The organism is Bacillus cereus group sp. BfR-BA-01381 (assembly GCF_022663555.1).
In the GTDB taxonomy this organism is placed as follows: domain Bacteria; phylum Bacillota; class Bacilli; order Bacillales; family Bacillaceae_G; genus Bacillus_A; species Bacillus_A pacificus.
The window spans coordinates 26,244-51,492 of sequence record NZ_JAKUFR010000033.1 but is presented as its reverse complement, the minus strand read 5'-3'; the positions used below and the strand labels follow the sequence as shown (position 1 = coordinate 51,492).

Sequence of the window (25,249 nt, the reverse complement as noted above, 5' to 3'; positions counted from 1 at the left end):
ATGGATAACAATCAACCACCGAATGTGATGCCGCCGAATCCGTATTATCAACAACAAAATCCATACTATGGTATGCCGTATCAGCAAGGAGTGCCGTTTGGACCACAGTATACGTCTATGCCAAATCCAAATATGATGCCGATGGATAATAATATGCCGCCGCTTGTGCAAGGCGAGGAAGATTGTGGATGCGGTGGAGAGAGTAGGCTATATAGTCCACAACCTGGAGGGCCACAATACGCGAATCCTTTATATTATCAACCAACTCAATCAGCATATGCACCACAGCCAGGAACGATGTATTATCAACCAGATCCACCAAATGTATTTGGGGAGCCAGTTTCAGAAGAAGAGGATGAAGAAGTTTAAAAAAGGTGGGATTATTCCCACCTTTTTTGTATGTAGATTCATTCTGGAAACGAAAGGTTTACACCAAATGTTAGAAAATTCCCAGTGAAATATTAACAGTGTAAAAACCTGCTCTGTTACTCATCATAAGAGGGAGCTTTTCAGAAGAGAAGTTCATTCTAACAGAGGGGGTTTTTCTATTGAATACGAAAGTAAAAGTGATTGCTGCTTCTTTGTTAGTTACTAGTGCATTAGCTGCATGTGGTACACCAAAAAACAATGCAATGGATGGACGTAACTACAATTACGAGCGTACATCTTATAATGATACACACCAGTATCGTGATAATGTGACGCGTAACGATCGATATACAGACTATGTAACATATAGAAATGGTCGTAACGATACAGGATACAACTATTACCGTGATGTAAATTACAACGGTCAAATTGCTAATCCGCATCCAACACGTAATATTACAATGAACAATTCATACATTAACAATGATGGTAAAACTGCAGAAAGAATTACAAATCGTGTGAAACGTATGAATAACGTAGACCGCGTGTCTACAGTTGTATATGGCAACGATGTAGCGATTGCAGTAAAACCACGTAATACAGTGACAAATGAAACGGCGATGGCGAATGAGATTCGTCAAGCAGTTTCAAATGAAGTTGGAAACAGAAACGTATATGTTTCTGTAAGAAATGATATGTTTACTCGTGTCGATGCAATGAGTACACGTCTACGTAACGGTACAGTTACAAACGATTTTAATCGTGACATAGGAAATATGTTCCGAGACATTCGTTACGGTTTAACTGGTACAGTGCGATAGCAAAATAAAAGAGGAAGGGTAGCCCTTCCTCTTTATTCATCGTTATCCTGTAAACGACGCTTTTTTATAAAATAACTAACGGAGTAAGATACTAAAAAGCATATGAAGAGAATACTGCCTGTTAAAATGGCTTCAAAGAGAGGTCTTTCTGGACTGAAAATAATATAAATAATAGCCATAACACTCCCAACGATAAGGGAGCGAAAGACAAGTTTATAATAAGGAGTTAATTGTATGTCCTTTTCGCTTTCTTCTACATCGATTGAAATGCTTAACTGTAAATAACTAAGCACAATACTCGTAAGAATAAATAATAGCCATAATGGAGATTTCGTCATTTGATCTAGTCCTTCAGTGAATCCAATATAGCCTAAAATTCCAATTATACCAAGTGATTGAAAAAGAAAGGCAATACGTATATTTTTTAATGTTTGCAGAATGAGACGTTCATCTTTTATTTTTTTCACAATATCCATCTCCTGTTTATGATGATTTTGCTGTTATATTAATTGTAACATATATGTTGCATTTATCAATTTATAATTTACATATAATTTGTTTGGATGAAAGAGGAAATAAAATATTTTTATAAACATGTTGCACTTATACTTTATTAATGTTATATTAGCAAAGCGATGAGCTAATTTACGTAAGACGAGAGATATGCTTAAGTGCTAAACACGCGAATGTGGTCGCCTGGTCTCTCGCCGTAAACGCATCAAGACGCCTGCTTTGCAGGCGTCTTTCATTTTATATGAATGTAATGGGAAGAGTGGAGGAATCCAATCTTCCTTTTTTTATCGAAGAAAAGTCTGAAAATAAAGTTATTTACAACTGCGAATGAAAGAGTTACTATTTAATGGTAATATATTACATGTTATATATATAAGGTTGGGATGAATAGGATATGGAGAATTTTGAATGTAGAAATACAGAAGTTGTATTAGAGAAATTTCAGGTCGTAACACCTATATTTCAGGCGTTGGGAGATGAGAATCGTCAGCAAATTATTATGCTGTTATTAGAAAATAAACAGATGAATGTCACGCAAATAACAGATAAAATGGGGATTTCTAGACCAGCTGTTTCGCATCATTTGAAAATTTTAAGACAAGCAGAACTAATTGTAGCGAATCGAAATGGAAAAGAAATTTTTTATTCTATAATAGCCGGAGAATTTTTAAAACAGGTGAAAGATTTACTTCAAGCAATAGAATCAAATTATTAATTTTTTTTAACTAACAAGTAAACAAGTTTAAACTTTTAAACTTGTTTACTTGAAAGGGGTAATAAAAATGAAAAAAATAAATCGTATGTATGTCATTATGTTACTTGTTCCTTTATTTTGGGGTGGGTCTTTTGCAACAGCAGAGCATGTTATTACTGAAATTCCACCGATTACTGCGGCAACAATTCGTTTTGGTCTAGCAGGTTTTATTTTAATAGGCATAGTTTTTATGAAATCTGAGTGGAATACAAGTTTGTTATTAAAGAATTGGAAAGGGTTGTTATTTGTATCATTAACAGGTATTTTTGGCTACAATGTTTTTTTCTTTATGGGACTTAACTATACTTCCACTTTGAATGGCTCGCTTATTATTGCTACAATGCCCGTTTTTGTAACATTAGGAGCAATATTATTTTTTAAAGAGTCTTGGAGTATAAAAGTCGGAATAAGTTTAATGTTGTCTCTTATCGGTGTAATAGTTGTTATTACGAGTGGTTCAATGAATACACTTATGTCTTTGTCATTTAATAAGGGCGATCTTTTATTTATAGCAGCTTTAATCTGCGGGGTGTTATATAGCTTAACAGGAAAAAAAGTTATGAGTGGTGTCTCCCCTTTGTTAACTACAATGAGTATGACGGTATTGGGTACTTTGTTTTTAGCAGGCCTTTCTCTATATGAAGATGGATGGGGAAAGGTTGGGACGTTTTCTTTACAGGGATGGATAGAAATGTTGTATATGGTCATATGCGGGACGTTAATTGGATATATCGTGTTTAATAAAGGAGTAGAAGAGCTAGGTGCAAGCAAAGCGAGTATGTATTTAAATCTAACTCCTATTGTAGCTACTTGTATATCAGTTGTCCTATATGGAGCAGCTGTTACGTGGCAACAAATAGTTGGAATGGCAATCGTATTAATTGGAGTCTATATAGCGACAGTACAATCAAATAAAGATATAAAAAAGCTTTCAAGTAATCAATATGTTTCGAAATAGGTAGAAATCATTGGACTCTATAAGTCTTAATGAGAGTAATCTATGAATTAGGGATAAAACCCCCATTTCCGGAAAAACTACTAATGAAAGTTTGATCATGCCTAAAAGAGGTGAACGGAAATGAAATGGATACTGATTACAATGCAAGCGTTCGTTATGATGTTTTGTTTAGTTTATGAAACGAGTGCAAGGGCGGAAGGGCCAGTACCAGAAGTAACAGAAAAAGAACCGGAAGTTACAATTTTATTAGAGCGCATGTATGTTGATGGAGAAGTAAGTGAAGAAATATTTACAGAAAAAGTAGCGGATTTAGAAAAGTTTTTACAGCAATATAAAGAATGGCAACTCGTTGATCGCGATGATGTACAAATTGTATTACAAAAGAAAGTTGATGATATTTCTCCTTTATTAAAAACGAGTGGTTATTTCGGTGTTTCAGAGGAAGGGATATTACAAATCTTTAAAGGTGTGCCGAAAAGTGATAATGCGATTCATTCCTTTTTTCAAATTGATATGAAAAAGCTAGAGAGTTATGAACGGGCGAAGTTGAAGCGTGGTATTCGTATTAAGTCAAAAGAAGGATTCGTGAAGACAATCGAAAAAATGAAGCAATACGCAGTACAAAGTAAGAAAAAAAGCAGCTCATGGTGAGCTGCTTTTTCTTATTTATTTTTATCTAAAATTTGTTTTGCGATTTCATCAATTAGCATATCTTTTCCGATTGGATTGAAGGCTTTCGTATTGAATATTTCGTTTGATACTTCATATACGTGATTGCTTTTTACTGCGTTATTATCTTTCCAAACGGCACTGTTTTTATAGTCTTCGTACACTTTATCAGCTTCTCCGCCGAAGTTTACAACGAACATTTGGTCAGGCTGGAATGCAACAAGACCTTCTAGCGATACTTGCGCCATCGTTTGTTTTAAATCTGTACCTTTTGTTGCTGGAAGTTTTAAGTCGTTAAAGATGATGTCACCGTACCCGAAGCTACCGTATACACGGAAGTTTTGTGGTGTAACTGCGACGAACATAAAGCTCTCATCTTTTGTTTTCTCTTTAATCTTTTTAGATAAAGAGTAGGCTTTTTTATCGTAGTCTGCAATCCATTTGTCGGCTTTCTTTTCTTCGTCAAATAGTTTACCTACTTCTTTAAACTTACCGCGCCAATCTTCTAAGTTTGTTTCTAGAACAACTGTCGGTGCTACTTTTTCTAGTTGATCATAAATTTTTAATTGACGATTGTTCAAAATAATTAAGTCTGGTTTTAAAGCAGTAACAGCTTCTAAATCAACTTTAGGTGCCCAATACCAACCTACTGCTTTTACTCCGTCTAGCTTTTCTGTCAAATGCTTTTGGATTTTATCTTTATATGTATTTGCTGTACCAACAGGTTTGTGTCCAAGAAGTAATAATTCTTCTGTTGAACCAGATAAATCAACAATTCTCTTTGGATTTACTGGAATTGTAGCTTCCCCTTTAGCGTGTTTTACAACTTTTGTTTTCGGTTGTTCTTTTGCTTTGGATTCTTCCTTTTGAGAAGAACAGCCAACGATAGAAAGAACGACTAGCATGATAGTAAATAAAATAAATACCTTCTGTTTCATCCTGATGTAACCCCTTTAATTAGTATTGATAATCATTATCGACTTCTGTATATTAATGTGCTTCAACCTTTCTGTCAATGGAAAATAACAGAAGTTTCAAATAGAGAACATTTGTTGGGGCAGTCTCGCTTTTCTATCATTAAATATGTTAAAATGGAATACATGATTTAAGAGGGAGAGATTGTATTTTGTTTGAATATGTTACAGGTTACGTGGAGTATGTAGGGCCGGAATATGTCGTAATTGATCATAATGGAATTGGTTATCAAATTTTCACACCGAATCCGTATGTATTTCAAAGAAGTAAGCAAGAAATCCGTGTCTATACATATCATTATGTGAGAGAAGATATTATGGCGCTTTACGGGTTTAAAACACGTGAAGAGCGTTTATTATTTACAAAGTTGTTAGGTGTGTCTGGTATTGGACCAAAAGGCGCTCTTGCAATATTAGCTTCTGGTCAAACAGGACAGGTCGTTCAAGCGATTGAACATGAAGACGAGAAGTTTTTAGTGAAGTTCCCGGGCGTAGGAAAGAAAACAGCGCGCCAAATGATTTTAGATTTAAAAGGAAAACTAGCAGACGTTGTACCAGATGCATTTGTTGATTTATTCTCAGACGAAGAACGTTTTGATGAGAAGAAAGGTTCGTCAGCGGAGCTTGATGAGGCGCTGGAAGCTCTGCGCGCACTTGGATACGCGGAACGAGAAGTTTCTCGCGTTGTACCAGAGTTATTAAAAGAATCATTAACGACGGATCAGTATATTAAAAAGGCACTTAGTCTTTTACTAAATGGTAAGAGGTGAGTATAATGGACGAACGTCTCCTTTCAGGGGAATCTGCATATGAAGATGCGGATTTAGAATATTCATTACGGCCACAGACGCTCCGTCAGTATATTGGCCAAGATAAAGCGAAACATAATTTAGAGGTGTTTATTGAAGCGGCGAAAATGCGTGAAGAAACGTTAGATCACGTGCTTTTATATGGACCACCAGGTCTTGGTAAAACGACGCTTGCGAATATTATTGCCAATGAAATGGGCGTAAATGTTAGAACAACTTCAGGACCGGCAATTGAAAGACCAGGTGATTTAGCAGCTGTATTAACAGCACTTCAGCCAGGGGATGTATTATTTATTGATGAAATTCATCGTTTGCATAGATCAATTGAAGAAGTACTATATCCTGCGATGGAAGATTTTTGTCTTGATATTGTAATTGGAAAGGGACCTTCAGCACGGTCTGTACGATTAGATTTACCGCCATTTACATTAGTTGGAGCAACGACGCGTGCAGGTGCGTTATCAGCGCCGCTTCGTGACCGTTTCGGTGTGCTTTCAAGATTAGAGTATTATACAGTAGATCAGCTTTCTGAGATTGTTGAACGTACAGCAGAAGTATTCGAAGTTGAAATTGACTCGTTAGCCGCACTAGAAATTGCAAGACGTGCTCGTGGTACACCTCGTATTGCAAATCGTTTATTACGACGTGTACGAGATTTTGCACAAGTTCGTGGTAATGGAACGGTTACGATGGAAATTACACAAATGGCATTAGAGCTACTGCAAGTAGATAAATTAGGTCTAGATCATATTGACCATAAATTATTGCTTGGTATTATTGAGAAGTTCCGTGGTGGTCCAGTTGGATTAGAAACGGTTTCGGCAACGATTGGAGAAGAATCTCATACGATTGAAGATGTGTATGAGCCGTATTTATTACAAATTGGCTTTTTACAACGAACGCCAAGGGGGCGAATTGTAACGCCACTTGCATACGAGCATTTCGGAATGGAGATGCCAAAAGTATGACGGAGATGCCAAAATTGCTTATTACAGCAGGTATCTTACTTATCGTTGTTGGCTTAGCTTGGAAGTTCATTGGAAGGCTTCCAGGCGATATTTTTGTGAAAAAAGGAAACGTTACCTTTTATTTTCCTGTCATCACATGTATTGTGTTAAGTATTGTATTATCTTTTATTATGTATATAATAAATCGATTCAAATAAGAAATAGGTGGATATAGTTATGGATATTAATCTGTTTGATTTTCATTTACCAGAAGAACTTATTGCACAAGTTCCATTAGAAGAGCGTGAAACATCAAGATTAATGGTGTTAGACCGTGAAACAGGCGATATTGAGCATAAACATTTTACGGACATTCTTTCTTACTTACATGAGGGGGATTGCTTAGTTTTAAATGAAACGAAAGTAATGCCTGCTCGTCTGCATGGTGTGAAAGAAGATACAGGCGCACACATTGAAGTACTTCTTTTAAAACAAGAAGAAGGCGATAAGTGGGAGACGCTTGTTAAGCCAGCGAAACGTGTAAAAGAAGGAACTGTTATCTCTTTTGGCGAAGGGAAATTAAAAGCAACTTGCACAGGAACTGCAGATCAAGGTGGACGTCAGCTTGAATTTTCATATGACGGCATCTTCTATGAAATTTTAGATGAACTTGGAGAAATGCCACTTCCTCCATATATTAAAGAGACGCTAGAAGATCGCGATCGCTATCAAACAGTATATGCGAAAGAAATCGGTTCAGCAGCAGCGCCGACTGCAGGACTTCACTTTACAGAAGAGTTACTGGAGAAGTTAAAACAAAAAGGCGTTGAGTTAGCATTTATTACACTTCACGTAGGGCTTGGAACATTTAGACCAGTTTCTGCTGATACGATTGAAGAACACCATATGCACGCAGAATATTACCATATGTCTGAAGAGACGGCGGCATTATTAAACCGTGTAAAAGAGAATGGTGGACGTATCATTACGGTAGGTACGACATCAACTCGTACGTTAGAGACAATTGCGACAGATCATGATGGCAAGCTTTGTGCTGCTTCTGGCTGGACAGACATTTTTATGTACCCAGGTTACGAATTTAAAGCAATTGATGGTTTAATTACAAACTTCCATTTACCGAAATCAACATTAATTATGCTTGTAAGTGCATTTGCAAACAGAGATAATGTACTTCATGCTTATAATGAAGCAGTAAAAGAAAAATATCGTTTCTTTAGCTTTGGTGATGCAATGTTCGTTGCCTCTCACGCTAAAATGGGAAACAAATAAAAGGAGTAAATTATGACAGCAATTCGTTATGAATTTATTAAAACTTGTAAACAAACAGGTGCCCGTTTAGGACGTGTGCATACGCCGCACGGTTCATTTGATACACCAACATTTATGCCAGTTGGTACACTTGCAACAGTTAAGACAATGTCACCAGAAGAATTAAAAGCAATGGATTCTGGCATTATTTTAAGTAATACGTATCATTTATGGCTACGTCCAGGTCACGAAATCATTCGTGAAGCAGGCGGTTTGCATAAATTTATGAACTGGGATCGTGCAATCTTAACGGACTCTGGTGGTTTCCAAGTATTCAGTTTAAGTGACTTCCGTCGCATTGAAGAGGAAGGCGTTCATTTCCGTAACCACTTAAATGGAGATAAATTATTCTTATCACCAGAAAAAGCGATGGAAATTCAAAATGCATTAGGTTCAGATATTATGATGGCATTTGATGAGTGTCCACCATTCCCAGCTACTTTTGAATATATGAAGAAATCTGTAGAGCGTACAAGCCGCTGGGCAGAGCGTTGCTTAAAAGCACATGAACGTCCACAAGATCAAGGTTTATTTGGTATTGTACAGGGCGGAGAGTTCGAGGAGCTTCGCCGTCAAAGTGCAAAAGACCTTGTTTCAATGGACTTCCCTGGTTACGCGGTAGGTGGTTTATCTGTAGGTGAGCCGAAAGATATTATGAACCGTGTACTTGAGTTTACAACACCACTTCTTCCAGATAATAAGCCACGTTACTTAATGGGAGTAGGTTCTCCTGACTCATTAATCGATGGTGCAATTCGTGGTATCGATATGTTTGACTGCGTACTTCCAACTCGTATCGCTCGAAATGGTACATGTATGACAAGTGAAGGCCGTCTAGTTGTCAAAAATGCGAAATTCGCAAGAGACTTCGGTCCGCTTGATCCAAACTGTGATTGCTATACATGTAAAAATTACTCTCGTGCGTACATTCGTCACTTAATGAAATGTGATGAAACGTTCGGAATTCGTTTAACGTCTTATCACAACCTTCATTTTCTGTTAAACTTAATGGAGCAGGTGAGACAAGCTATTCGTGAAGACCGTCTTGGCGATTTCCGCGAAGAATTCTTTGAACAGTATGGCTTTAATAAACCGAATGCTAAAAACTTCTAATACATAATTTAAAAGGAGGAACAAAAGATGAATCCAGGTATGATGAATATCGTTATGATCGTTGCGATGTTTGCGATTTTCTATTTCTTATTAATTCGCCCGCAACAAAAACGTCAAAAAGCAGTTGCTCAAATGCAAAGTGAGTTAAAAAAAGGTGATGCTATCGTAACAATCGGTGGTTTACACGGTACAATCGAATCAGTAGATGAAACGAAAATTGTTATTAAATCTGGTGGCTCACACTTAACTTTCGATCGTAATGCGATTCGTGAAGTTGTGAAAAACTAATGAGGAAGGCCCTGCATGAAATGTGCAGGGCTTTTTTTAGTTATTTTGTTTGGACATATTTACACCGAAAATGCCACCGAGTGTACTCGCGCCCATTAATGCTAATTGATAAAGTAACTGTGAGTTCGATAAAGTTTGAGAGAAACCTAAATAGTTAACTAGAAAAACAAGTATAGTGAATGTAAGTCCTGTTGTGAAGCCTACTAGCCAACCTTTCCCTTGTGCTTTTTTGCCGGCAGTAAACCCGGATATAAGCATAGATAAAAGTGCTAGTATAAAAATAGTAATAGCTAATGTTCCTTCATTCATATCTGTAAATTTTAATAAAAGAGCCATAATCATGCTAGTAACTGTTGCGAGAATTAATAGGATAACGATACCGAAGCCGATTGCAGTTGATAATTTTTTCGTTCCATCCATTTATACATTCCCCCTTTTTAATACAAGCATATTTTCCTTTTGCCTAAGTTAGACTATTTTCTTTTTTATAGGGGAGTCTATACGTAAAAAGGAGATGTAGAAATGGAATGGGTATCAATCATTGGCCGGACGATGCTGTTGTATATCATCATCTTAATTATTTTTCGTCTTATGGGTAAACGTGAAATTGGAGAGCTAAGTGTATTAGATTTAGTCGTATTCATTATGCTTGGTGAAATGGCAGTAGTCGCAATTGAAAATACCGATAAATCACTTTGGCACCAATTAGTTCCGATGACGTTTCTTATGTGTATACAAATTATTTTGTCAGTTATTTCGTTAAAGTATCAACGCTTTCGGCATTTAATAGAAGGTGAGCCAGCCATTCTTGTAAATGCAGGAAAGATTGATGAAAAGAAGATGAGAAAGCAACGTTATAATATAGATGATTTAATGATGCAATTAAGGGAACAAGGAGTTGGAGATATCCGGGATGTAGAATACGCTATTTTAGAACCATCTGGGAAGTTATCTGTCTTTCAAAAACAAAAAGGTGGGCAGGATGCATTGCAGTTTACGCTTCCCCTTATTATCGATGGAGAAATTCAATCTAATCATTTACAAATGATTGAACATACAGATGAGTGGCTTGTTGAAAAATTAAAAAACTTAGGCTATAACGATGTAACAAAAATTTTATACTGTAGCTTTCAAAATGGACAATTTTTTGTTGATTTGAAAGAAAACTAGAGGCTTACTATACGACATAGTAAGCCCGTTTACTTCAAAAATGAAAGTTTTCGAATGATAGGGAGACGACTTAACTCTTCTTTTCGAATGAGCTTGAAAATGAAGAGGAGCACAATATAAACGAGTGTTGTTAAAGTGATTTCCCATAATGTTTGTATGCCAAGTGAATGAGAGAAAACTATATACTTATGAAGGTAAAAACCGAAGGAGCCTGCGATACCGATGGCAAGTCCGCCAAAAATATAGTCTTTTGCGTAAATGGTAAATGTAATTTTCTTTAAAACAGTAGCGTAATGAAGAAATGTTACCGTTACGATATTTGCTGCAATTGCAAGGGCAACCCCCATCATTTGAAACTCTGGCCTTGAGGCTAGTACGAAAATAACGATTAATTTCACGATTGCACCAATAAACGTATTCATCATGGCCGCACGTGCTAAGTTTAAAGCTTGTAAAACAGAGGTAAGTGGACTTTGAAAATAATGAAATAAAAAGCAAGGTGCAAGAAGCTGGATGAACGCTGTTGCACTATCCGATCCATACATAAGAGTTAAAACAGGAGAAGCAAATACGTATAATATAACGACTGACCACCCGCCAGTAATGAGTGAGATCCGAAGAGCTTGTTGTAAGCGGTGTTCTACTAATTTATGTTGTCTTTTTGCCATTGCCTCGCTAATAGATGGAACAAGTGCTGTCGAAAGAGCGTATGTAATAAAGGCTGGCAGTGAAAGAAGGGGGAATGCATACCCGTTTAATATACCGTATTGCTGAGTTGCGACGGAGGCAGCAACGCCGGCAATCGCTAAGCTTTGCATAACGACGATAGGTTCAAAAAAATAGGAAACGGAACCGATTAAACGACTTCCTGTAGTTGGAAGTGCAATATCCATAAGAGAATAAAATGTCCCTTTGCTTTCTTTTACAGTAGTGAAAAATCCAGAGCGTATAGATAAATGTTTTTCACGCTGGAATAAAGTGAGTAAAAATAATAACGATGCCACTTCACCGAGAACGGCTGATAACATAGCGCCAGCTGCAGCATATTCTACGCCGTAAGGTAAAAATAATTGAATACATATAGCGATAATTGTAATGCGGACAATTTGTTCTATAACTTGGGCGTAAGCGCTAGGTTTCATATTTTGTTTCCCTTGGAAATAGCCGCGTAAAACAGAAGAAACAGCAATAACAGGAACGACAGGCAAAATGGCCATTAATGGATAATACGTTCGTTCATCAGTTAATAATGTTTTTGCTAAAATAGGTGTGAGGAGCATAATTCCAATTGTTAAAATGATACTAATAACGGATGTAACAGCTAATGATACGGTTAATATTTTTTTAACTTTTTGTTTATCATTCACAGCTTCTGCTTCTGCTACAAATTTTGCGATTGCGACAGGAAGACCGATTTGTGTTAATGTAATTGCTAGAATAAATGTAGGGACGGCCATCATATAAAGGCCAACGCCTTCTTCTCCTAAAATACGTGCCATTACAATACGATTAATAAATCCTAGAATTTTGGTAATAAAGCCGGCTATCATTAAAATAAATGCGCCTTTTAAAAAGCTTTGTCTCGTCATGGTCTTCTCCTACCTTCTCAAAATCAGTGGAATGATTTACAATAATTTATATGCACGTACGAGACAAGAATGACAAGCATTTAAGAGAGTGCTCTTGAAAGTAGTTATTGCTGTCCATTAGAGCGGGATTAAAAGCGACTTTTCGTGCTGAAATAAGAAGGAGATGTTATATATGTTAGATAGAGAGGCTTTGGTAGAATCATACCGCGGACAGTTACAAGTCGTTTTAGAAAGTAAAGTAGAAGAGTTCCAAATGTTCGGCTACGACCGAGTAACAGATGATGACATTTGGAAGTTTCTTAAAGTGAAAAAGTGGAAGAAGATAGACAGTGACGTTAGATTGTATGAATTAGTTAATGACGTATTAACAGTAACAGCTAATGAATATATGACGTATTTAACTGTTGAAGCATATCAAGCGCCACTTTGGTCATTTGATGAATATGAAAATAAATAACCGACTGCAATTGGTTTGTTCTTCCTTTTGCAGTATAATGATAGGTATTGATAATGAGGAAATAATTATGTCTAAGATTATATATAAAGGGGGTAGTGAAGAGAGAAAACAAATAATGAAAGTGTAGGTAATGTGAAAACTTACCGGCACAGCTAGTGATGAGCTAGCAAAATTATAGAAAGGAAGTCTACTAACTAGGCGTATGCACACGTGTGAAAGTGAATCGTAAAAGATTTATTTGAAGTGTTAGTAGCGGAAAGAGGGTACATATGGCAAAGCGTGGTACGAGAATTGCCGCCTTTTTCCTCATCGTTTTATTAATCGGTGGAGTAATTGGTGCGGCAGGAAAAGACATAGCAAAAGGAATTAGTCTAGGACTAGACCTTCGCGGTGGTTTTGAAATTCTTTATGAAGTAAAACCAGCCAAAAAAGGTGATAAAATTGACCGAGAGGCACTTGTAAGTACAGTAGGTGCTCTTGAAAATCGTGTCAATGTACTCGGTGTAAGTGAACCGAACATTCAAATTGAAGGGCAGGACCGAATTCGTGTACAGCTTGCTGGTGTACAAGATCAGCAAAAAGCACGTGAAATGTTATCAACGCAAGCGAAATTAACATTCCGTGATGTAGATGACAACCTTCTTATGGATGGAACGGATTTAAAAGGCGGCGGAGCGAAGCAAACATTTGATGACCAAGGCCGTGCGAGCGTAGGTCTTACATTAAAGAGTGCTGAAAAATTCCGCGAAGTAACTGAAAAAATTTCAAAAATGCCACCACCAACGAATTTAATGGTAATTTGGCTTGATTTTGAAGAAGGAAAAGATTCGTACAAAGCAGAATCTGCAAAACCGAATCCGAAGTTCTTATCAGCAGCAACAGTAAACCAAGTGTTTAACCAAGCTGAAGTATCTATCGTAGGTGGAAACTTTACAGTTGAAAGCGCGAAACAACTTTCATCTTTATTAAATGCAGGTGCACTTCCTGTTGATTTAAAAGAAATGTATTCAACATCTGTTGGAGCGAAGTTTGGTCAACAAGCGTTAGAGCAAACAATTTTCGCTAGTGCGATTGGTATCGCTCTTATTTTCTTATTTATGCTTGTATTCTACCGTTTACCAGGACTTGTAGCGGTTATTATGTTAGGTCTATACATTTTCGTTACATTACTTGTCTTTAACTGGATGCATGCAGTTCTTACGTTGCCAGGTATTGCGGCGTTAGTGCTCGGGGTAGGTATCGCGGTTGATGCGAATATTATTACGTACGAGAGACTGAAAGAAGAGTTGAAAATTGGTAAGTCAATGATGTCGGCATTCCGTGCTGGTAACCACCGTTCATTAGCAACCATTTTAGATGCGAACATTACAACACTTGCAGCAGCTGGTGTATTATTCGTTTATGGTAATAGCTCTGTAAAAGGGTTCGCAACAAGTTTAATCGTAAGTATTTTAGTCGGTTTTATTACGAACGTATTCGGTACTCGTTTCTTACTAAGTTTACTTGTAAAGAGCCGTTACTTCGATAAGAAACCAGGATACTTTGGTGTGAAACAAAAGGATATTATTCCATTAACAAAAGGTGTAGTACATCCACCGACAAGATTTGATCGTATTAACTTCGTAAATGTCGGTCATAAATTCCTTATCTTCTCGATGGTAGTTGTAATTGCAGGTGCAATTATTTTACCAATTTTCAAATTGAATCTTGGTATTGACTTTGCGAGTGGTACACGTATCGACTTGCAATCAAAACAAGCAGTTACTGTGTCTGATGTTCATAAAGATTTCAAAGAATTGAACATTGACGTGAAGGAAGAAAATATTGTACCGACTGGAGATGACAATAAAGGATTCGCAGTTCGTACATTAGGTGTTCTATCAAAAGATGAAATTGCGAAAACAAAAACATTCTTCCACGATAAATATGGTACAGATCCAAACGTAAGTACAGTTTCACCAACAATCGGGAAAGAAATTGCACGAAATGCATTTATCGCAGTATTAATTGCTTCTGCGGTTATCATTTTATACGTAAGTATTCGTTTCCGATTTACGTATGCATTATCTGCAGTACTTGCATTATTACATGATGCATTCGTTATGATTGTTATATTTAGTATTTTCCAGTTAGAGGTAGACTTAACGTTTATCGCTGCGGTATTAACAATTATCGGTTATTCTATTAATGACTCGATCGTTACATTTGATAGAAACCGTGAATTATACAAACAGAAAAAACGAGTACGTGATATAAAAGACTTAGAAGAAATCGTAAATGCAAGTATTCGTCAAACGCTTGGTCGTTCGATTAATACCGTATTAACAGTGCTATTCCCAGTAATTGCATTGCTTATTTTCGGCAGTGAGTCACTACGTAACTTCTCGTTTGCGTTACTTGTTGGATTAGTTGTAGGTACGTATTCTTCTGTTTTCGTTGCTTCTCAAATTTGGTTAATGCTTGAAAACCGTCGTTTGAAAAAGGGCAAAAACAAGAAAAAGGTTGAGAAAGTAGAATCTGAACCGCAAGTATAAAAAAGATGATGTCTCTTTATGAGGCATCTCTTTTTTCGTTTGTGGATACAATAAGATAGCAACTTTTAAAAGTGGGAATGGAAAAAAGTGGAGATATTATCGCTGTTTTTGTTACAATAAAGTGAAACTTTAATCAGTGGCGGTTTTCTTCATCCCTCACTGATTATTAGTTGAACCAATCGGACTTTAATGGGCAGCCCGACCCCCACCTTACTTCTTTGCTTTCGCTGAATTTTGAGGTGGGGGTCTTACTGCCCGTTAAAGTGGGATAAAAAGATAGGTTAAGAAAAGAAGGGATTTTAATGATGGAAAAAGATGAGCGTTTTAAACAGGCCGAGTTCGGTGCTATTGTCGGGATCGTTGGTAATATTATATTAGCAATTATAAAGGCGGTAATTGGTTATATTGGGAACAGTAAAGCGCTATTAGCGGATGCTGTGCATTCTGCATCAGATGTAATTGGTTCGCTAGCTGTACTGTTTGGATTGCGAGCAGCAAAGCAGCCGCCCGATGAAGATCATCCGTATGGTCATGGTAAAGCGGAATCGATTTCAGCGATTATTGTTGCAGTATTATTATTTATTGTGGGAATCGAGATAGCAATTTCGTCCATAAAAGCTTTTTCGCAGGAACTAGAACCGCCGAAGGGAATTACGATTTTTGCTGTTGTTCTTTCGATTATCGTGAAAGAAGGAATGTTTCAATATAAATTTCGATTAGGGAAAAGGGTAAATAGTGATGCAATTATTGCAAATGCATATGAGCACCGTTCAGATGTATTTTCTTCAATTGCAGCTTTAATCGGTATTTGTGCAGCGATTATTGGTGGTAAGTTCGGGTTCGATTGGCTTGTGTATGCTGATCCAATTGCAGGATTATTTGTTTCACTTCTTGTTGCAAAAATGGCATGGAGTATTGGGGCAGAAGCAATTCATGCAACGCTTGATCATGTTCTTCATGAGGAAGATGTTGTTCCGCTTAGAGAAGCAGTACTTCAAATAGATGGTGTGAAAAAAATCGGTTCGTTATATGCGAGGGAGCATGGTCATTACGTTATTGTAGATATTAAAGTTTCTGTAGATCCATATATTACTGTAGAAGAAGGGCATCGCATTGGCAAGCATGTGAAAGAAACGCTTATGCAGCAAGATAACGTACAAAATGTGTTTGTACATATAAATCCGTATTCTCCAAATTAAATATTATTAACATTTTAGTATATAGATATTGCAGCGTAGTTTGCATTATATTGTCACCCCTTAATCTGTCTTGTATAATGAACAGGTTAAGGGGTGATTTCGTGTTACAACCGAAGACGCGTTGGAAAGAAAAAGAATATAATAGCGAGCGAGTGAGTGAATTAGCAAGTAAATTACAATTATCACCACTTGTCGTTTCGTTATTCCTCGGTAGAGGAATAGATACAGAAGATAAGATTTTAGATTTTTTAAATACAGAAAATCAAGAATTTCATGATCCGTTTTTATTAGAAGGAATGGATAGAACGGTAGAACGTGTAAATAAGGCGATTCAAAATGGAGAGCAAATATTAATATTTGGTGACTACGATGCGGACGGAGTAAGTAGTACAACTGTTTTATATGTTGCCTTACAAGAATTAGGTGCAGACGTAGAATTTTATATCCCAAACCGTTTTACAGAAGGTTATGGACCGAACGAAGAAGCATTTCGTTGGGCGCATAGCGCAGGATTTTCACTCATTATTACTGTCGATACTGGTATTGCAGCTGTACATGAAGCGAAGGTAGCAAAGGAACTTGGGATAGATCTAATTATTACAGATCACCATGAGCCACCACCAGAATTGCCAGAAGCACTTGCGATTATTCATCCGAAATTAGATGGCGGTGTGTATCCGTTTCACTATTTAGCTGGTGTAGGTGTTGCGTTTAAAGTTGCACATGCACTACTGGGCCGTATACCAGAACATTTATTAGAAATTGCAGTGATTGGTACGGTAGCTGATTTAGTATCACTTCACGGTGAGAATAGATTGTTAGTGAAGCGCGGTTTAAAACATATGCGCATGACGAAAAATATCGGACTAAAGGCGCTATTTAAAGTTGCTAACGTTTCGCAAAGTGAAATTACAGAAGAGAGTATTGGCTTCTCAATCGCACCTCGTATTAATGCAGTTGGACGTTTAGAAGATGCTACGCCGGCTGTACATCTTTTATTATCAGAGGATCCCGAAGAAGCGAAAGAGCTGGCTGAAGAAATTGATGAGCTGAACAAACTGCGAAAAGATATTGTAAAGCAAATTACAGAAGAAGCTATTGCTGAAGTGGAAACGAATTTTCCGCCTGAAGACAATAAAGTATTAGTGCTTGCAAAAGAAGGATGGAATCCAGGTGTAATTGGAATTGTCGCTTCTAAATTAGTTGAACGTTTTTATCGTCCAACGATTGTATTATGCATTGATCCTGTAAAAGAAACTGCAAAAGGTTCAGCGCGTAGTATTGCAGGATTTGATTTGTTTGCAAACTTGTCAGATTGTAGAGAGTTATTGCCACACTTCGGAGGACATCCGATGGCAGCGGGAATGACGCTACATATGAATGATGTAGATGAATTACGCCGCCGTTTAAATGAACAGGCAGATACAATTTTAACAGAAGAAGATTTTATTCCAATTACAGCTGTCGATGCCTTTTGCAAAGTGGAGGACGTAACACTTGCAGCGATTGAAGATATGCAAAAGTTAGCGCCATTTGGTGTTGGAAATCCAAAGCCACGTATTGCGGTGAAAGATGCGGAGTTAGAAAGTATTCGTGCAATCGGATCAGATGGTTCTCATTTAAAGATGTCTCTTCGTGATGGACAAGCAACATTGGATACAATTGGATTCGGTTTTGGCGCATATGCGAAAGAAATTTCTCCAGTTGCAAAAGTATCTGTAATAGGAGAAGCGTCTATCAATGAATGGAATAATTTTAAGAAGCCGCAATTAATGGTACAAGATATTGCTGTAGAAGCATGGCAATTATTCGATTGGCGTAGTATGCGTAACGTAGAAGCAAATTTAGCAGAACTTCCGAAAGGGAAAATCACGATGGTGTATTTTTCTGAAGAGGTATTGAATAAATTTTCTTTAGAAGACTATAAAGAGCATATGATGCATGCATCAGAAGTGACCGAGTTAGATGATCAATACATCGTATTCCTTGATTTACCAAAAGGGACAGATGAATTAAGAGAGCTATTTAAAGTAGGATTCCCGTCGCGAATTTATACACTATTTTATCAAGAGAATAATCATTTATTTAGTACTGTTCCAACGAGAGAACATTTTAAATGGTACTATTCGTTCTTGAGCCAAAAATCACCATTTTCTTTAAGACAATATGGAGCGCAACTATGTCAGCATAAAGGTTGGTCAAAAGATACAGTAAATTTCATGACACAGGTGTTTTTTGAGTTAGAATTTGTTACAATAAAAGATGGCGTCATTTTTATGGCAGAAAAAAAACAAAAGCGTGATTTAATTGAATCGAGCACATATCGTGAGAAAATGAACCACTTACAATTAGAAAAAGAATTGGTTTATAGCACATATCAGCAACTATATACATGGTTTGAAACGATTCGTAATCATAAAGAAGTAGAACAGTTAGGGTAAAGGATTTGTATTTACAAACCTTTTAGATCTGAGGAGGATTCAGAAATATGGATTTCAAGCAACATATCGCAATTGTACCGGATTATCCAAAAGAAGGTATTGTGTTTAAAGACATTACACCGTTAATGAACGACGGTAAAGCATACAAAGCAGCAACAGATGCAATCGTTGAGTATGCAAAAGAGAGAGACATCGATCTTGTAGTAGGACCAGAAGCTCGTGGTTTCATTATCGGTTGCCCAGTTTCTTATGCATTAGAAGTAGGATTTGCGCCAGTTCGTAAATTAGGAAAATTACCACGTGAAGTAATTACAGTTGACTACGGTAAAGAATATGGTAAAGATGTTTTAACGATCCATAAAGATGCAATTAAACCAGGTCAACGCGTATTAATTACAGATGACTTATTAGCTACAGGTGGAACAATTGAAGCGACAATTAAGTTAGTTGAAGAGCTAGGCGGAGTTGTAGCAGGAATTGCATTCTTAGTAGAACTTACTTACTTAGATGGTCGTAAAATGTTAGATGGTTACGATGTATTAGTATTAGAAAAATACTAATCACTATATAGGTAAAACTACGGTGATAAAAAGTACCCGTGAATCTCTTGGAGAGGAGCGGGTACTTTTGTATAATTGAACAAAAAATTATAGTGAAATGTCAGTAAAATCTTTTCCTTTTCACAATTCACAATCATTGGGTTATAATGATAGAATATAATTTATTCTATTCAATAAAGATAAAGTCAATTTTCAATAAAAGGTGATTCGATGGCAAATGAGCAGGTACTAACAGCTGAACAGGTACTCGAGAAAGCAAGTCAATATTTAGTGGATGAAGATATTGAGCTAGTAGCACGTGCCTATGAATATGCACGCGATGCGCATAGCGAACAATACAGAAAATCGGGTGAACCATACATTATTCATCCAATTCAAGTTGCAGGTATTTTAGTTGATTTACACATGGATCCAGCTACAGTATCAGCAGGTTTCTTACATGATGTAGTAGAAGATACAGAGATTACATTAGAAGATATTGAACGGGAATTTAATAAAGAAATTGCTATGCTTGTCGATGGTGTGACAAAGCTCGGAAAGATTAAATATAAATCTCATGAGCAACAACAAGCAGAAAACCATCGCAAAATGTTTATTGCAATGGCTCAAGATATTCGAGTTATTTTAATTAAACTAGCCGATCGTCTTCATAACATGCGTACATTGAAACATTTGCCTCAAGAGAAGCAGCGTCGCATTGCGAATGAAACGTTAGAAATCTTTGCACCTTTAGCACATAGACTCGGAATTAGTACTATTAAATGGGAGCTAGAGGATACGTCACTTCGCTACTTAAATCCACAGCAATATTATCGTATTGTAAATTTAATGAAGCGTAAACGTGCAGAACGTGAAGAGTATTTAGAGGAAGTAATGACTGGTATTCGTGAGAAATTAGATGAAGTTGCAATTCAACCTGAAATTTCTGGAAGACCAAAACATATTTACAGCATTTATCGTAAAATGGCACTGCAAAATAAACAGTTCAATGAAATTTATGATTTATTAGCTGTACGTGTCGTTGTAAATAGTATTAAAGATTGTTATGCAGTACTTGGAATTATTCATACGTGCTGGAAGCCGATGCCAGGTCGTTTTAAAGATTATATTGCAATGCCGAAAGCAAATCTATATCAATCTCTTCATACGACTGTAATTGGGCCGAAAGGTGATCCGCTTGAAGTGCAAATTCGTACGAAAGAAATGCATGAGATCGCAGAATTCGGGATCGCGGCACACTGGGCGTATAAAGAAGGAAAAACAGCAGAAACAGCAGGTACATTAGAGAAGAAACTTACATGGTTCCGTCAAATATTAGAATGGCAAAATGAAGCTTCTAATGCAGAAGAGTTTATGGAGTCATTAAAAATTGATTTATTCTCTGACATGGTATTCGTCTTTACACCGAAAGGCGATGTAATGGAATTACCACTTGGATCTGTTCCAATTGACTTTGCATATCGTGTGCATTCAGAAATTGGAAATAAAACAATTGGTGCAAAAGTAAACGGGAAAATGGTGACACTTGATTATAAATTAAAAACAGGTGACATCATTGAGATTTTAACATCGAAACATTCGTATGGACCAAGTCAAGATTGGGTGAAACTTGCTCAAACATCTCATGCAAAAAACAAAATACGTCAGTTCTTTAAGAAACAACGTAGAGATGAAAATATTGAAAAAGGCCGTGAACTTGTTGAGAAAGAAGTGCGTAGCCTAGAGTATGAGATGAAAGAAGTGTTAGCTCCTGATAATTTAAAACGAGTTGCTGAAAAATTCAACTTTGCAAATGAAGAAGATATGTTTGCGGCAGTTGGATATAATGGCATCACTGCATCGCAAATTGTTACGCGACTAACGGACAAGTTCCGTAAGCAACGTGAAGAAGAAGAGATTGTTGAAGTTAAAGAAGTTCGTAAACCGATGAAAATTCGAAAATGGGATTCTGGCGTTAAAGTAAGTGGTGCAGATAATTTATTAATTCGTTTATCAAAATGCTGTAACCCAGTACCTGGTGATGATATCGTTGGGTATATTACGAAAGGCCGAGGCGTATCGATTCACCGCCGTGACTGTGTAAATGTTCATACAGAAGAAGCTATAGAACGTTTATTAGAAGTAGAGTGGGAAGGTAGCCCTGAAAAAGAAATTGAGTATAACGTTGATATTGAAATTTCAGGTTACGATCGCCGTGGTTTATTAAATGAAGTATTACAAGCTGTTACAGAGACGAAAACGTACATTTCGGCAGTTTCTGGTAGAAGTGACCGTAATAAGATGGCGACAATTAATATGTCAATCTCTATTCGTAACTTACAGCACTTGAAAAAAGTAGTAGAACGCATTAAACGTGTTCCAGAAATTTATGCAGTACGACGCATGATGCATTAATAGGGAGTGTAGAAAAGATGAGAGTTGTTTTACAACGATCAAAGGAAGCGTCTGTCACAGTAGACGGTGAGATCGTAGGACAAATTCCGTTCGGTTTAACATTACTAGTTGGCATTACGCATGAAGATACAGAAAAAGATGCAACTTACATTGCAGAAAAAATTGCGAACTTACGTATTTTTGAAGATGAGAGCGGAAAGATGAACCATTCTGTACTTGATGTAGAAGGACAAGTTCTATCCATTTCGCAATTCACATTATACGGAGATTGCCGCAAAGGAAGACGTCCAAACTTTATGGATGCAGCTAAACCTGACTATGCAGAGCGTTTATATGATTTCTTTAATGAAGAAGTACGTAAGCAAGGATTGCATGTAGAAACAGGGAAGTTCGGAGCAATGATGGATGTTTCTTTAATCAATGATGGTCCGGTGACCTTAATTGTGGAAAGTAAATAGTGTTGCTGAAGAAGAGAGGGGATGAGCCCCTCTCTTCTTTTGTGGTTTTTAATGGTATATTTTTCTAGTTATTGTTATGATAGTTAAGAAAATAAACGATATAATCGGGGGATTATGGGAGGTAAATCTTATGGAAACATTTGTACTCGTTCATGGAGCATGGGATGGCGGTTATGTTTGGAAAAAACTAGCTAAACTTTTAAGGGAACAGGGTCATAGTGTATATACTCCTACATTAACTGGACTTGGGGAACGAACACATCTTATGCAACCTAATATAGGGCTGAAAACATTTATTCAAGACATTGTTAATACTATTAAATATGAGGGTCTAAGAGATGTAATTTTAGTAGGGCATAGTTATTCTGGTATGGTAATTACAGGTGTAGCAGAAGAGATTCCCGAGTTTATTAAAGAGTTAGTATACGTGGATGCAATGCTTCCGGAAAATGGTGATTCTGTTATGGATATTTCTGGGCCGGAAATGGCCGCACATTTTATAGAAGAAGTAAAGGTATACGGGGAAGGATGGCGTGTTCTTCCTAGAAATATAATAGATGAAAAAAAATCAGCGATGTCATTGTTGGCTTTTACACAATCGATTGAAATAAAAAACTCTAAAGCGCAACTTATACCTCATATATACGTAGAAGTAAAGGATAATCCAGAACATTGGCCAATGACGCCTATCTTTTTAGAATCAGCAAAAAAAGCAAGGGATAGAAAATGGGAAGTTTTTTCTATTGAAGTTGGTGGGCATTGGGTAATGGAAACTAATCCAGAGGCGTTGGTTCGTATATTGAATCAGTGTGTAGAAGTAGTTTAATGTATGCTTTATTTCCTGTGGAAGAAAGGGAAGTGCAAGGTATATTACATGTAATGTTAGAAATGATCGTATTTGGGCTAGGTATTGCAGTGTTGTTATATTCATTTGAAGCATCATATGCTAGCGAGTGGACTGGCTAATTATTATAAATACAATAATACTAATGTTTATTTTGAGTCAATAGCTTTTTCGTTTATGTATAACTCTCTAATCAATATGGAACAATAAAAAGTAAAACATCCATATTGAATGTGAGGGATATACGTATGCGTATGAATGAAAAAGGGCATTCTGTTACAAATGGTGCAAATCAACTGTTTAACGTGAATTTTCATGATTTTATTTCAAAAGAGCAAAACAATACTTCGATGGAGCTTGCTTCTGAGTTTGGCATTTCTCTTCAAGATGTAAAGCGTCTAAAGAAGCAGATTGAACGCTCTTAGAGCACTTGACAATCCTACTGAACAAACGTATAGTAATTTTATATTTACATATGAATATAACCGTTGATAGAGAAGAGTAAATGAGACACACATGGAAAGAGAAGAAATGTCTTAGGCTGAAAACATTTCTACATGATGACTGATTGAATGACACTCTAGAGGTTTCAACTTGAACGGCATATACGCTTAGTAGGGATGAACGCACATTTAAGCGTTATTAAAAAAGTGGAAGCATACGTGCTTCAATTAGGGTGGCACCACGGGTATAATACTCTCGTCCCTACTGTTCAAACAGTAGAGGCGGGAGTTTTTTTATTTTTATTAAGATTAAAACAATTTGAGGAGGAACTGAATATGTCTATTCAAATCCCACGCGGAACGCAAGATATTCTTCCAGGCACTGTTGAGTTATGGCAGTATATCGAAGGGCAAGCACGCGAAATTTGCCGTCGTTACAATTATAAAGAAATTCGTACACCAATTTTTGAACACACGGAGCTATTTTTACGTGGTGTTGGTGATACGACAGATATCGTACAAAAAGAAATGTACTCATTCCAAGATCGTGGAGAGCGTAGTTTAACATTACGTCCAGAAGGTACTGCACCTGTTGTACGTTCTTACGTTGAAAATAAAATGTTCGGTGACGCAACACAACCAACGAAATTATATTATATCGGTCAAATGTTCCGTTACGAAAGACCGCAAGCAGGTCGCTATCGTCAATTCGTACAATTTGGTATTGAAGCAATCGGTAGTAACGACCCTGCAATTGATGCAGAAGTAATTGCACTTGCTGTAGAGTTTTACCGCGGCATGGGCTTAAAAAATATTAAAGTTGTATTAAACAGCTTAGGTGATGCGGCGAGCCGTCAAGCGCACCGTGATGCGTTAATCGCACACTTTGAGCCACGTATCGGTGAGTTCTGTTCTGACTGTCAATCTCGTTTAGAAAAGAACCCTCTTCGAATTTTAGATTGTAAGAAGGACCGTAACCATGAATTAATGGGAACAGCACCATCTATTACAGAATACTTAAATGAAGATTCAGCAGTATACTACGAAAAAGTTCAAGAACTATTAACGATGATGGATGTTCCATTTGAAAAAGATCCGAACTTAGTACGTGGTTTAGACTACTACCAGCACACTGTTTTTGAAATTATGAGTGAAGCAGAAGGTTTCGGTGCTATTACTACATTAAGCGGTGGTGGACGTTACAACGGACTTGTACAAGAAATCGGTGGACCAGAAATGCCAGGTATCGGTTTTGCGATGAGTATTGAACGTTTAATTATGGCGCTAAAAGCTGAAAACATTGAATTACCAATTGAACATAGCATTGATTGTTACGTTGTAGCGCTTGGTGAAAAAGCGAAAGACCATGCTGCAAAAGTTGCGTTTGATCTTCGTAAAGCTGGATTATCAGTTGAAAAAGATTATTTAGACCGCAAAATGAAAGCACAATTTAAATCAGCAGATCGTCTAAAAGCGAAATTTGTAGCTGTATTAGGGGAAGATGAGCTAGATAAAGGCATCATTAACTTAAAAGATATGGCAACAGGCGAACAAGAAGAAGTGGCGTTAGATGTATTTGCTTCATACGTAGCAGAGAAATTAATATAGGGGGAACT

General features: G+C 36.9%; 25 protein-coding genes, 2 pseudogenes and 1 other annotated feature. Of the genes and pseudogenes, 23 read left to right on the top strand and 4 right to left on the bottom strand.

The features are described from left to right. Nucleotides 1-369 (top strand): annotated as a pseudogene (locus MR079_RS13645) (peptigoglycan-binding protein LysM); the annotation flags it as partial. A gap of 179 nt (nucleotides 370-548) precedes the next feature. Continuing rightward, nucleotides 549-1,190, top strand: coding sequence for a YhcN/YlaJ family sporulation lipoprotein (locus MR079_RS13640; protein ID WP_139866536.1), 642 nt, complete (start codon nucleotides 549-551; stop codon nucleotides 1,188-1,190). Nucleotides 1,191-1,222: 32 nt separating this feature from the next. On the opposite strand, the gene MR079_RS13635 is transcribed toward MR079_RS13640, so the two are convergent. Further along, entirely contained in the window at nucleotides 1,223-1,657 is a 435-nt protein-coding gene (locus MR079_RS13635; protein WP_242294140.1) for a branched-chain amino acid ABC transporter substrate-binding protein, read from the bottom strand. A 440-nt stretch (nucleotides 1,658-2,097) separates the two neighbouring features. Here MR079_RS13635 and MR079_RS13630 point away from each other — a divergent pair, with 440 nt between their 5' ends. The 3 genes from MR079_RS13630 (at nucleotide 2,098) to MR079_RS13620 (ending at nucleotide 4,066) form a co-directional block, all read left to right on the top strand. Next, a complete protein-coding gene (locus tag MR079_RS13630) occupies nucleotides 2,098-2,418 on the top strand; it encodes an ArsR/SmtB family transcription factor (RefSeq protein WP_242294139.1) in 321 nt (106 codons plus the stop codon). A 67-nt stretch (nucleotides 2,419-2,485) separates the two neighbouring features. Then, on the top strand, nucleotides 2,486-3,415 hold the full coding sequence (locus tag MR079_RS13625) for a DMT family transporter (RefSeq protein ID WP_139866540.1): 930 nt from the start codon (nucleotides 2,486-2,488) through the stop codon (nucleotides 3,413-3,415). A 120-nt stretch (nucleotides 3,416-3,535) separates the two neighbouring features. After that, complete coding sequence (locus MR079_RS13620) at nucleotides 3,536-4,066, top strand: BofC C-terminal domain-containing protein (RefSeq protein ID WP_139866541.1); 531 nt, start codon at nucleotides 3,536-3,538, stop codon at nucleotides 4,064-4,066. Between the two features lie 11 nt (nucleotides 4,067-4,077). Here MR079_RS13620 and MR079_RS13615 read toward each other — a convergent pair whose 3' ends face one another. Further along, a complete protein-coding gene (locus tag MR079_RS13615) occupies nucleotides 4,078-5,022 on the bottom strand; it encodes an iron-hydroxamate ABC transporter substrate-binding protein (RefSeq protein WP_242294138.1) in 945 nt (314 codons plus the stop codon). Nucleotides 5,023-5,210: 188 nt separating this feature from the next. On the opposite strand from MR079_RS13615, the gene ruvA reads away from it, so the two are divergent. Genes ruvA through yajC form a run of 6 tightly spaced genes read left to right on the top strand, consistent with a single transcriptional unit; the run spans nucleotide 5,211 to nucleotide 9,544 of the window. Further along, nucleotides 5,211-5,828 (top strand): Holliday junction DNA helicase RuvA, encoded by a 618-nt coding sequence (gene ruvA, locus MR079_RS13610; RefSeq protein ID WP_000464508.1) that lies wholly within the window; start codon nucleotides 5,211-5,213, stop codon nucleotides 5,826-5,828. A gap of 5 nt (nucleotides 5,829-5,833) precedes the next feature. Beyond that, complete coding sequence (ruvB, locus tag MR079_RS13605) at nucleotides 5,834-6,835, top strand: Holliday junction branch migration DNA helicase RuvB (protein WP_046197784.1); 1,002 nt, start codon at nucleotides 5,834-5,836, stop codon at nucleotides 6,833-6,835. Continuing rightward, nucleotides 6,832-7,032: a DUF2905 domain-containing protein gene (locus MR079_RS13600; protein ID WP_000138163.1), complete on the top strand. Its 201-nt coding sequence runs from the start codon at nucleotides 6,832-6,834 to the stop codon at nucleotides 7,030-7,032. The genes ruvB and MR079_RS13600 overlap by 4 nt, the downstream gene beginning before the upstream one ends. Nucleotides 7,033-7,051: 19 nt before the next feature. After that, nucleotides 7,052-8,104: a tRNA preQ1(34) S-adenosylmethionine ribosyltransferase-isomerase QueA gene (gene queA / locus MR079_RS13595; protein ID WP_000354028.1), complete on the top strand. Its 1,053-nt coding sequence runs from the start codon at nucleotides 7,052-7,054 to the stop codon at nucleotides 8,102-8,104. 12 nt (nucleotides 8,105-8,116) lie between these two features. Then, nucleotides 8,117-9,256 (top strand): tRNA guanosine(34) transglycosylase Tgt, encoded by a 1,140-nt coding sequence (gene tgt, locus MR079_RS13590; protein WP_000125362.1) that lies wholly within the window; start codon nucleotides 8,117-8,119, stop codon nucleotides 9,254-9,256. Between the two features lie 27 nt (nucleotides 9,257-9,283). Then, nucleotides 9,284-9,544 carry a preprotein translocase subunit YajC gene (yajC, locus tag MR079_RS13585; RefSeq protein ID WP_001068066.1) on the top strand — a complete coding sequence of 87 codons (261 nt, stop codon included), beginning with the start codon at nucleotides 9,284-9,286 and terminating at the stop codon, nucleotides 9,542-9,544. A 36-nt stretch (nucleotides 9,545-9,580) separates the two neighbouring features. Here the strand turns inward: yajC and MR079_RS13580 are convergent, their stop codons facing one another. Beyond that, the gene (locus MR079_RS13580) at nucleotides 9,581-9,964 is read right to left on the bottom strand and encodes a TIGR04086 family membrane protein (protein WP_242294137.1); all 384 of its coding nucleotides are present in this window, start codon (nucleotides 9,962-9,964) and stop codon (nucleotides 9,581-9,583) included. A 102-nt stretch (nucleotides 9,965-10,066) separates the two neighbouring features. Here MR079_RS13580 and MR079_RS13575 point away from each other — a divergent pair, with 102 nt between their 5' ends. Beyond that, complete coding sequence (locus MR079_RS13575) at nucleotides 10,067-10,714, top strand: DUF421 domain-containing protein (protein WP_000455381.1); 648 nt, start codon at nucleotides 10,067-10,069, stop codon at nucleotides 10,712-10,714. Nucleotides 10,715-10,743: 29 nt separating this feature from the next. Here the strand turns inward: MR079_RS13575 and spoVB are convergent, their stop codons facing one another. Then, nucleotides 10,744-12,303, bottom strand: coding sequence for a stage V sporulation protein B (gene spoVB / locus MR079_RS13570; RefSeq protein WP_000198281.1), 1,560 nt, complete (start codon nucleotides 12,301-12,303; stop codon nucleotides 10,744-10,746). 172 nt (nucleotides 12,304-12,475) lie between these two features. Between spoVB and MR079_RS13565 the strand changes: the two genes are divergently transcribed. From MR079_RS13565 to hisS, 11 genes and pseudogenes are all read left to right on the top strand, one after another. Continuing rightward, nucleotides 12,476-12,760 (top strand): post-transcriptional regulator, encoded by a 285-nt coding sequence (locus MR079_RS13565; protein ID WP_000886980.1) that lies wholly within the window; start codon nucleotides 12,476-12,478, stop codon nucleotides 12,758-12,760. Between the two features lie 269 nt (nucleotides 12,761-13,029). Beyond that, nucleotides 13,030-15,294, top strand: a complete 2,265-nt coding sequence (secDF, locus tag MR079_RS13560; protein ID WP_242294136.1) for a protein translocase subunit SecDF — start codon at nucleotides 13,030-13,032, stop codon at nucleotides 15,292-15,294. 305 nt (nucleotides 15,295-15,599) lie between these two features. Beyond that, the gene (locus MR079_RS13555) at nucleotides 15,600-16,493 is read left to right on the top strand and encodes a cation diffusion facilitator family transporter (RefSeq protein ID WP_139867098.1); all 894 of its coding nucleotides are present in this window, start codon (nucleotides 15,600-15,602) and stop codon (nucleotides 16,491-16,493) included. 101 nt (nucleotides 16,494-16,594) lie between these two features. Continuing rightward, on the top strand, nucleotides 16,595-18,934 hold the full coding sequence (gene recJ / locus MR079_RS13550; RefSeq protein ID WP_242294135.1) for a single-stranded-DNA-specific exonuclease RecJ: 2,340 nt from the start codon (nucleotides 16,595-16,597) through the stop codon (nucleotides 18,932-18,934). A gap of 47 nt (nucleotides 18,935-18,981) precedes the next feature. Next, the gene (locus tag MR079_RS13545) at nucleotides 18,982-19,494 is read left to right on the top strand and encodes an adenine phosphoribosyltransferase (RefSeq protein WP_000346214.1); all 513 of its coding nucleotides are present in this window, start codon (nucleotides 18,982-18,984) and stop codon (nucleotides 19,492-19,494) included. A gap of 210 nt (nucleotides 19,495-19,704) precedes the next feature. Further along, complete coding sequence (relA, locus tag MR079_RS13540) at nucleotides 19,705-21,888, top strand: GTP diphosphokinase (RefSeq protein WP_001262814.1); 2,184 nt, start codon at nucleotides 19,705-19,707, stop codon at nucleotides 21,886-21,888. A gap of 17 nt (nucleotides 21,889-21,905) precedes the next feature. Then, on the top strand, nucleotides 21,906-22,346 hold the full coding sequence (locus MR079_RS13535) for a D-tyrosyl-tRNA(Tyr) deacylase (RefSeq protein ID WP_001266956.1): 441 nt from the start codon (nucleotides 21,906-21,908) through the stop codon (nucleotides 22,344-22,346). Between the two features lie 130 nt (nucleotides 22,347-22,476). Beyond that, nucleotides 22,477-23,172: an alpha/beta fold hydrolase gene (locus MR079_RS13530; protein WP_139866550.1), complete on the top strand. Its 696-nt coding sequence runs from the start codon at nucleotides 22,477-22,479 to the stop codon at nucleotides 23,170-23,172. A 14-nt stretch (nucleotides 23,173-23,186) separates the two neighbouring features. After that, a pseudogene (locus tag MR079_RS13525) lies at nucleotides 23,187-23,356 on the top strand (YrdB family protein); the annotation flags it as partial. 82 nt (nucleotides 23,357-23,438) lie between these two features. Continuing rightward, nucleotides 23,439-23,615 carry a hypothetical protein gene (locus MR079_RS13520; RefSeq protein ID WP_001242605.1) on the top strand — a complete coding sequence of 59 codons (177 nt, stop codon included), beginning with the start codon at nucleotides 23,439-23,441 and terminating at the stop codon, nucleotides 23,613-23,615. A gap of 54 nt (nucleotides 23,616-23,669) precedes the next feature. Continuing rightward, nucleotides 23,670-23,900: a binding site (T-box leader), on the top strand. A 69-nt stretch (nucleotides 23,901-23,969) separates the two neighbouring features. Beyond that, nucleotides 23,970-25,241: a histidine--tRNA ligase gene (gene hisS, locus MR079_RS13515; RefSeq protein ID WP_000027087.1), complete on the top strand. Its 1,272-nt coding sequence runs from the start codon at nucleotides 23,970-23,972 to the stop codon at nucleotides 25,239-25,241. The last annotated feature ends 8 nt before the right edge of the window (nucleotides 25,242-25,249 follow it).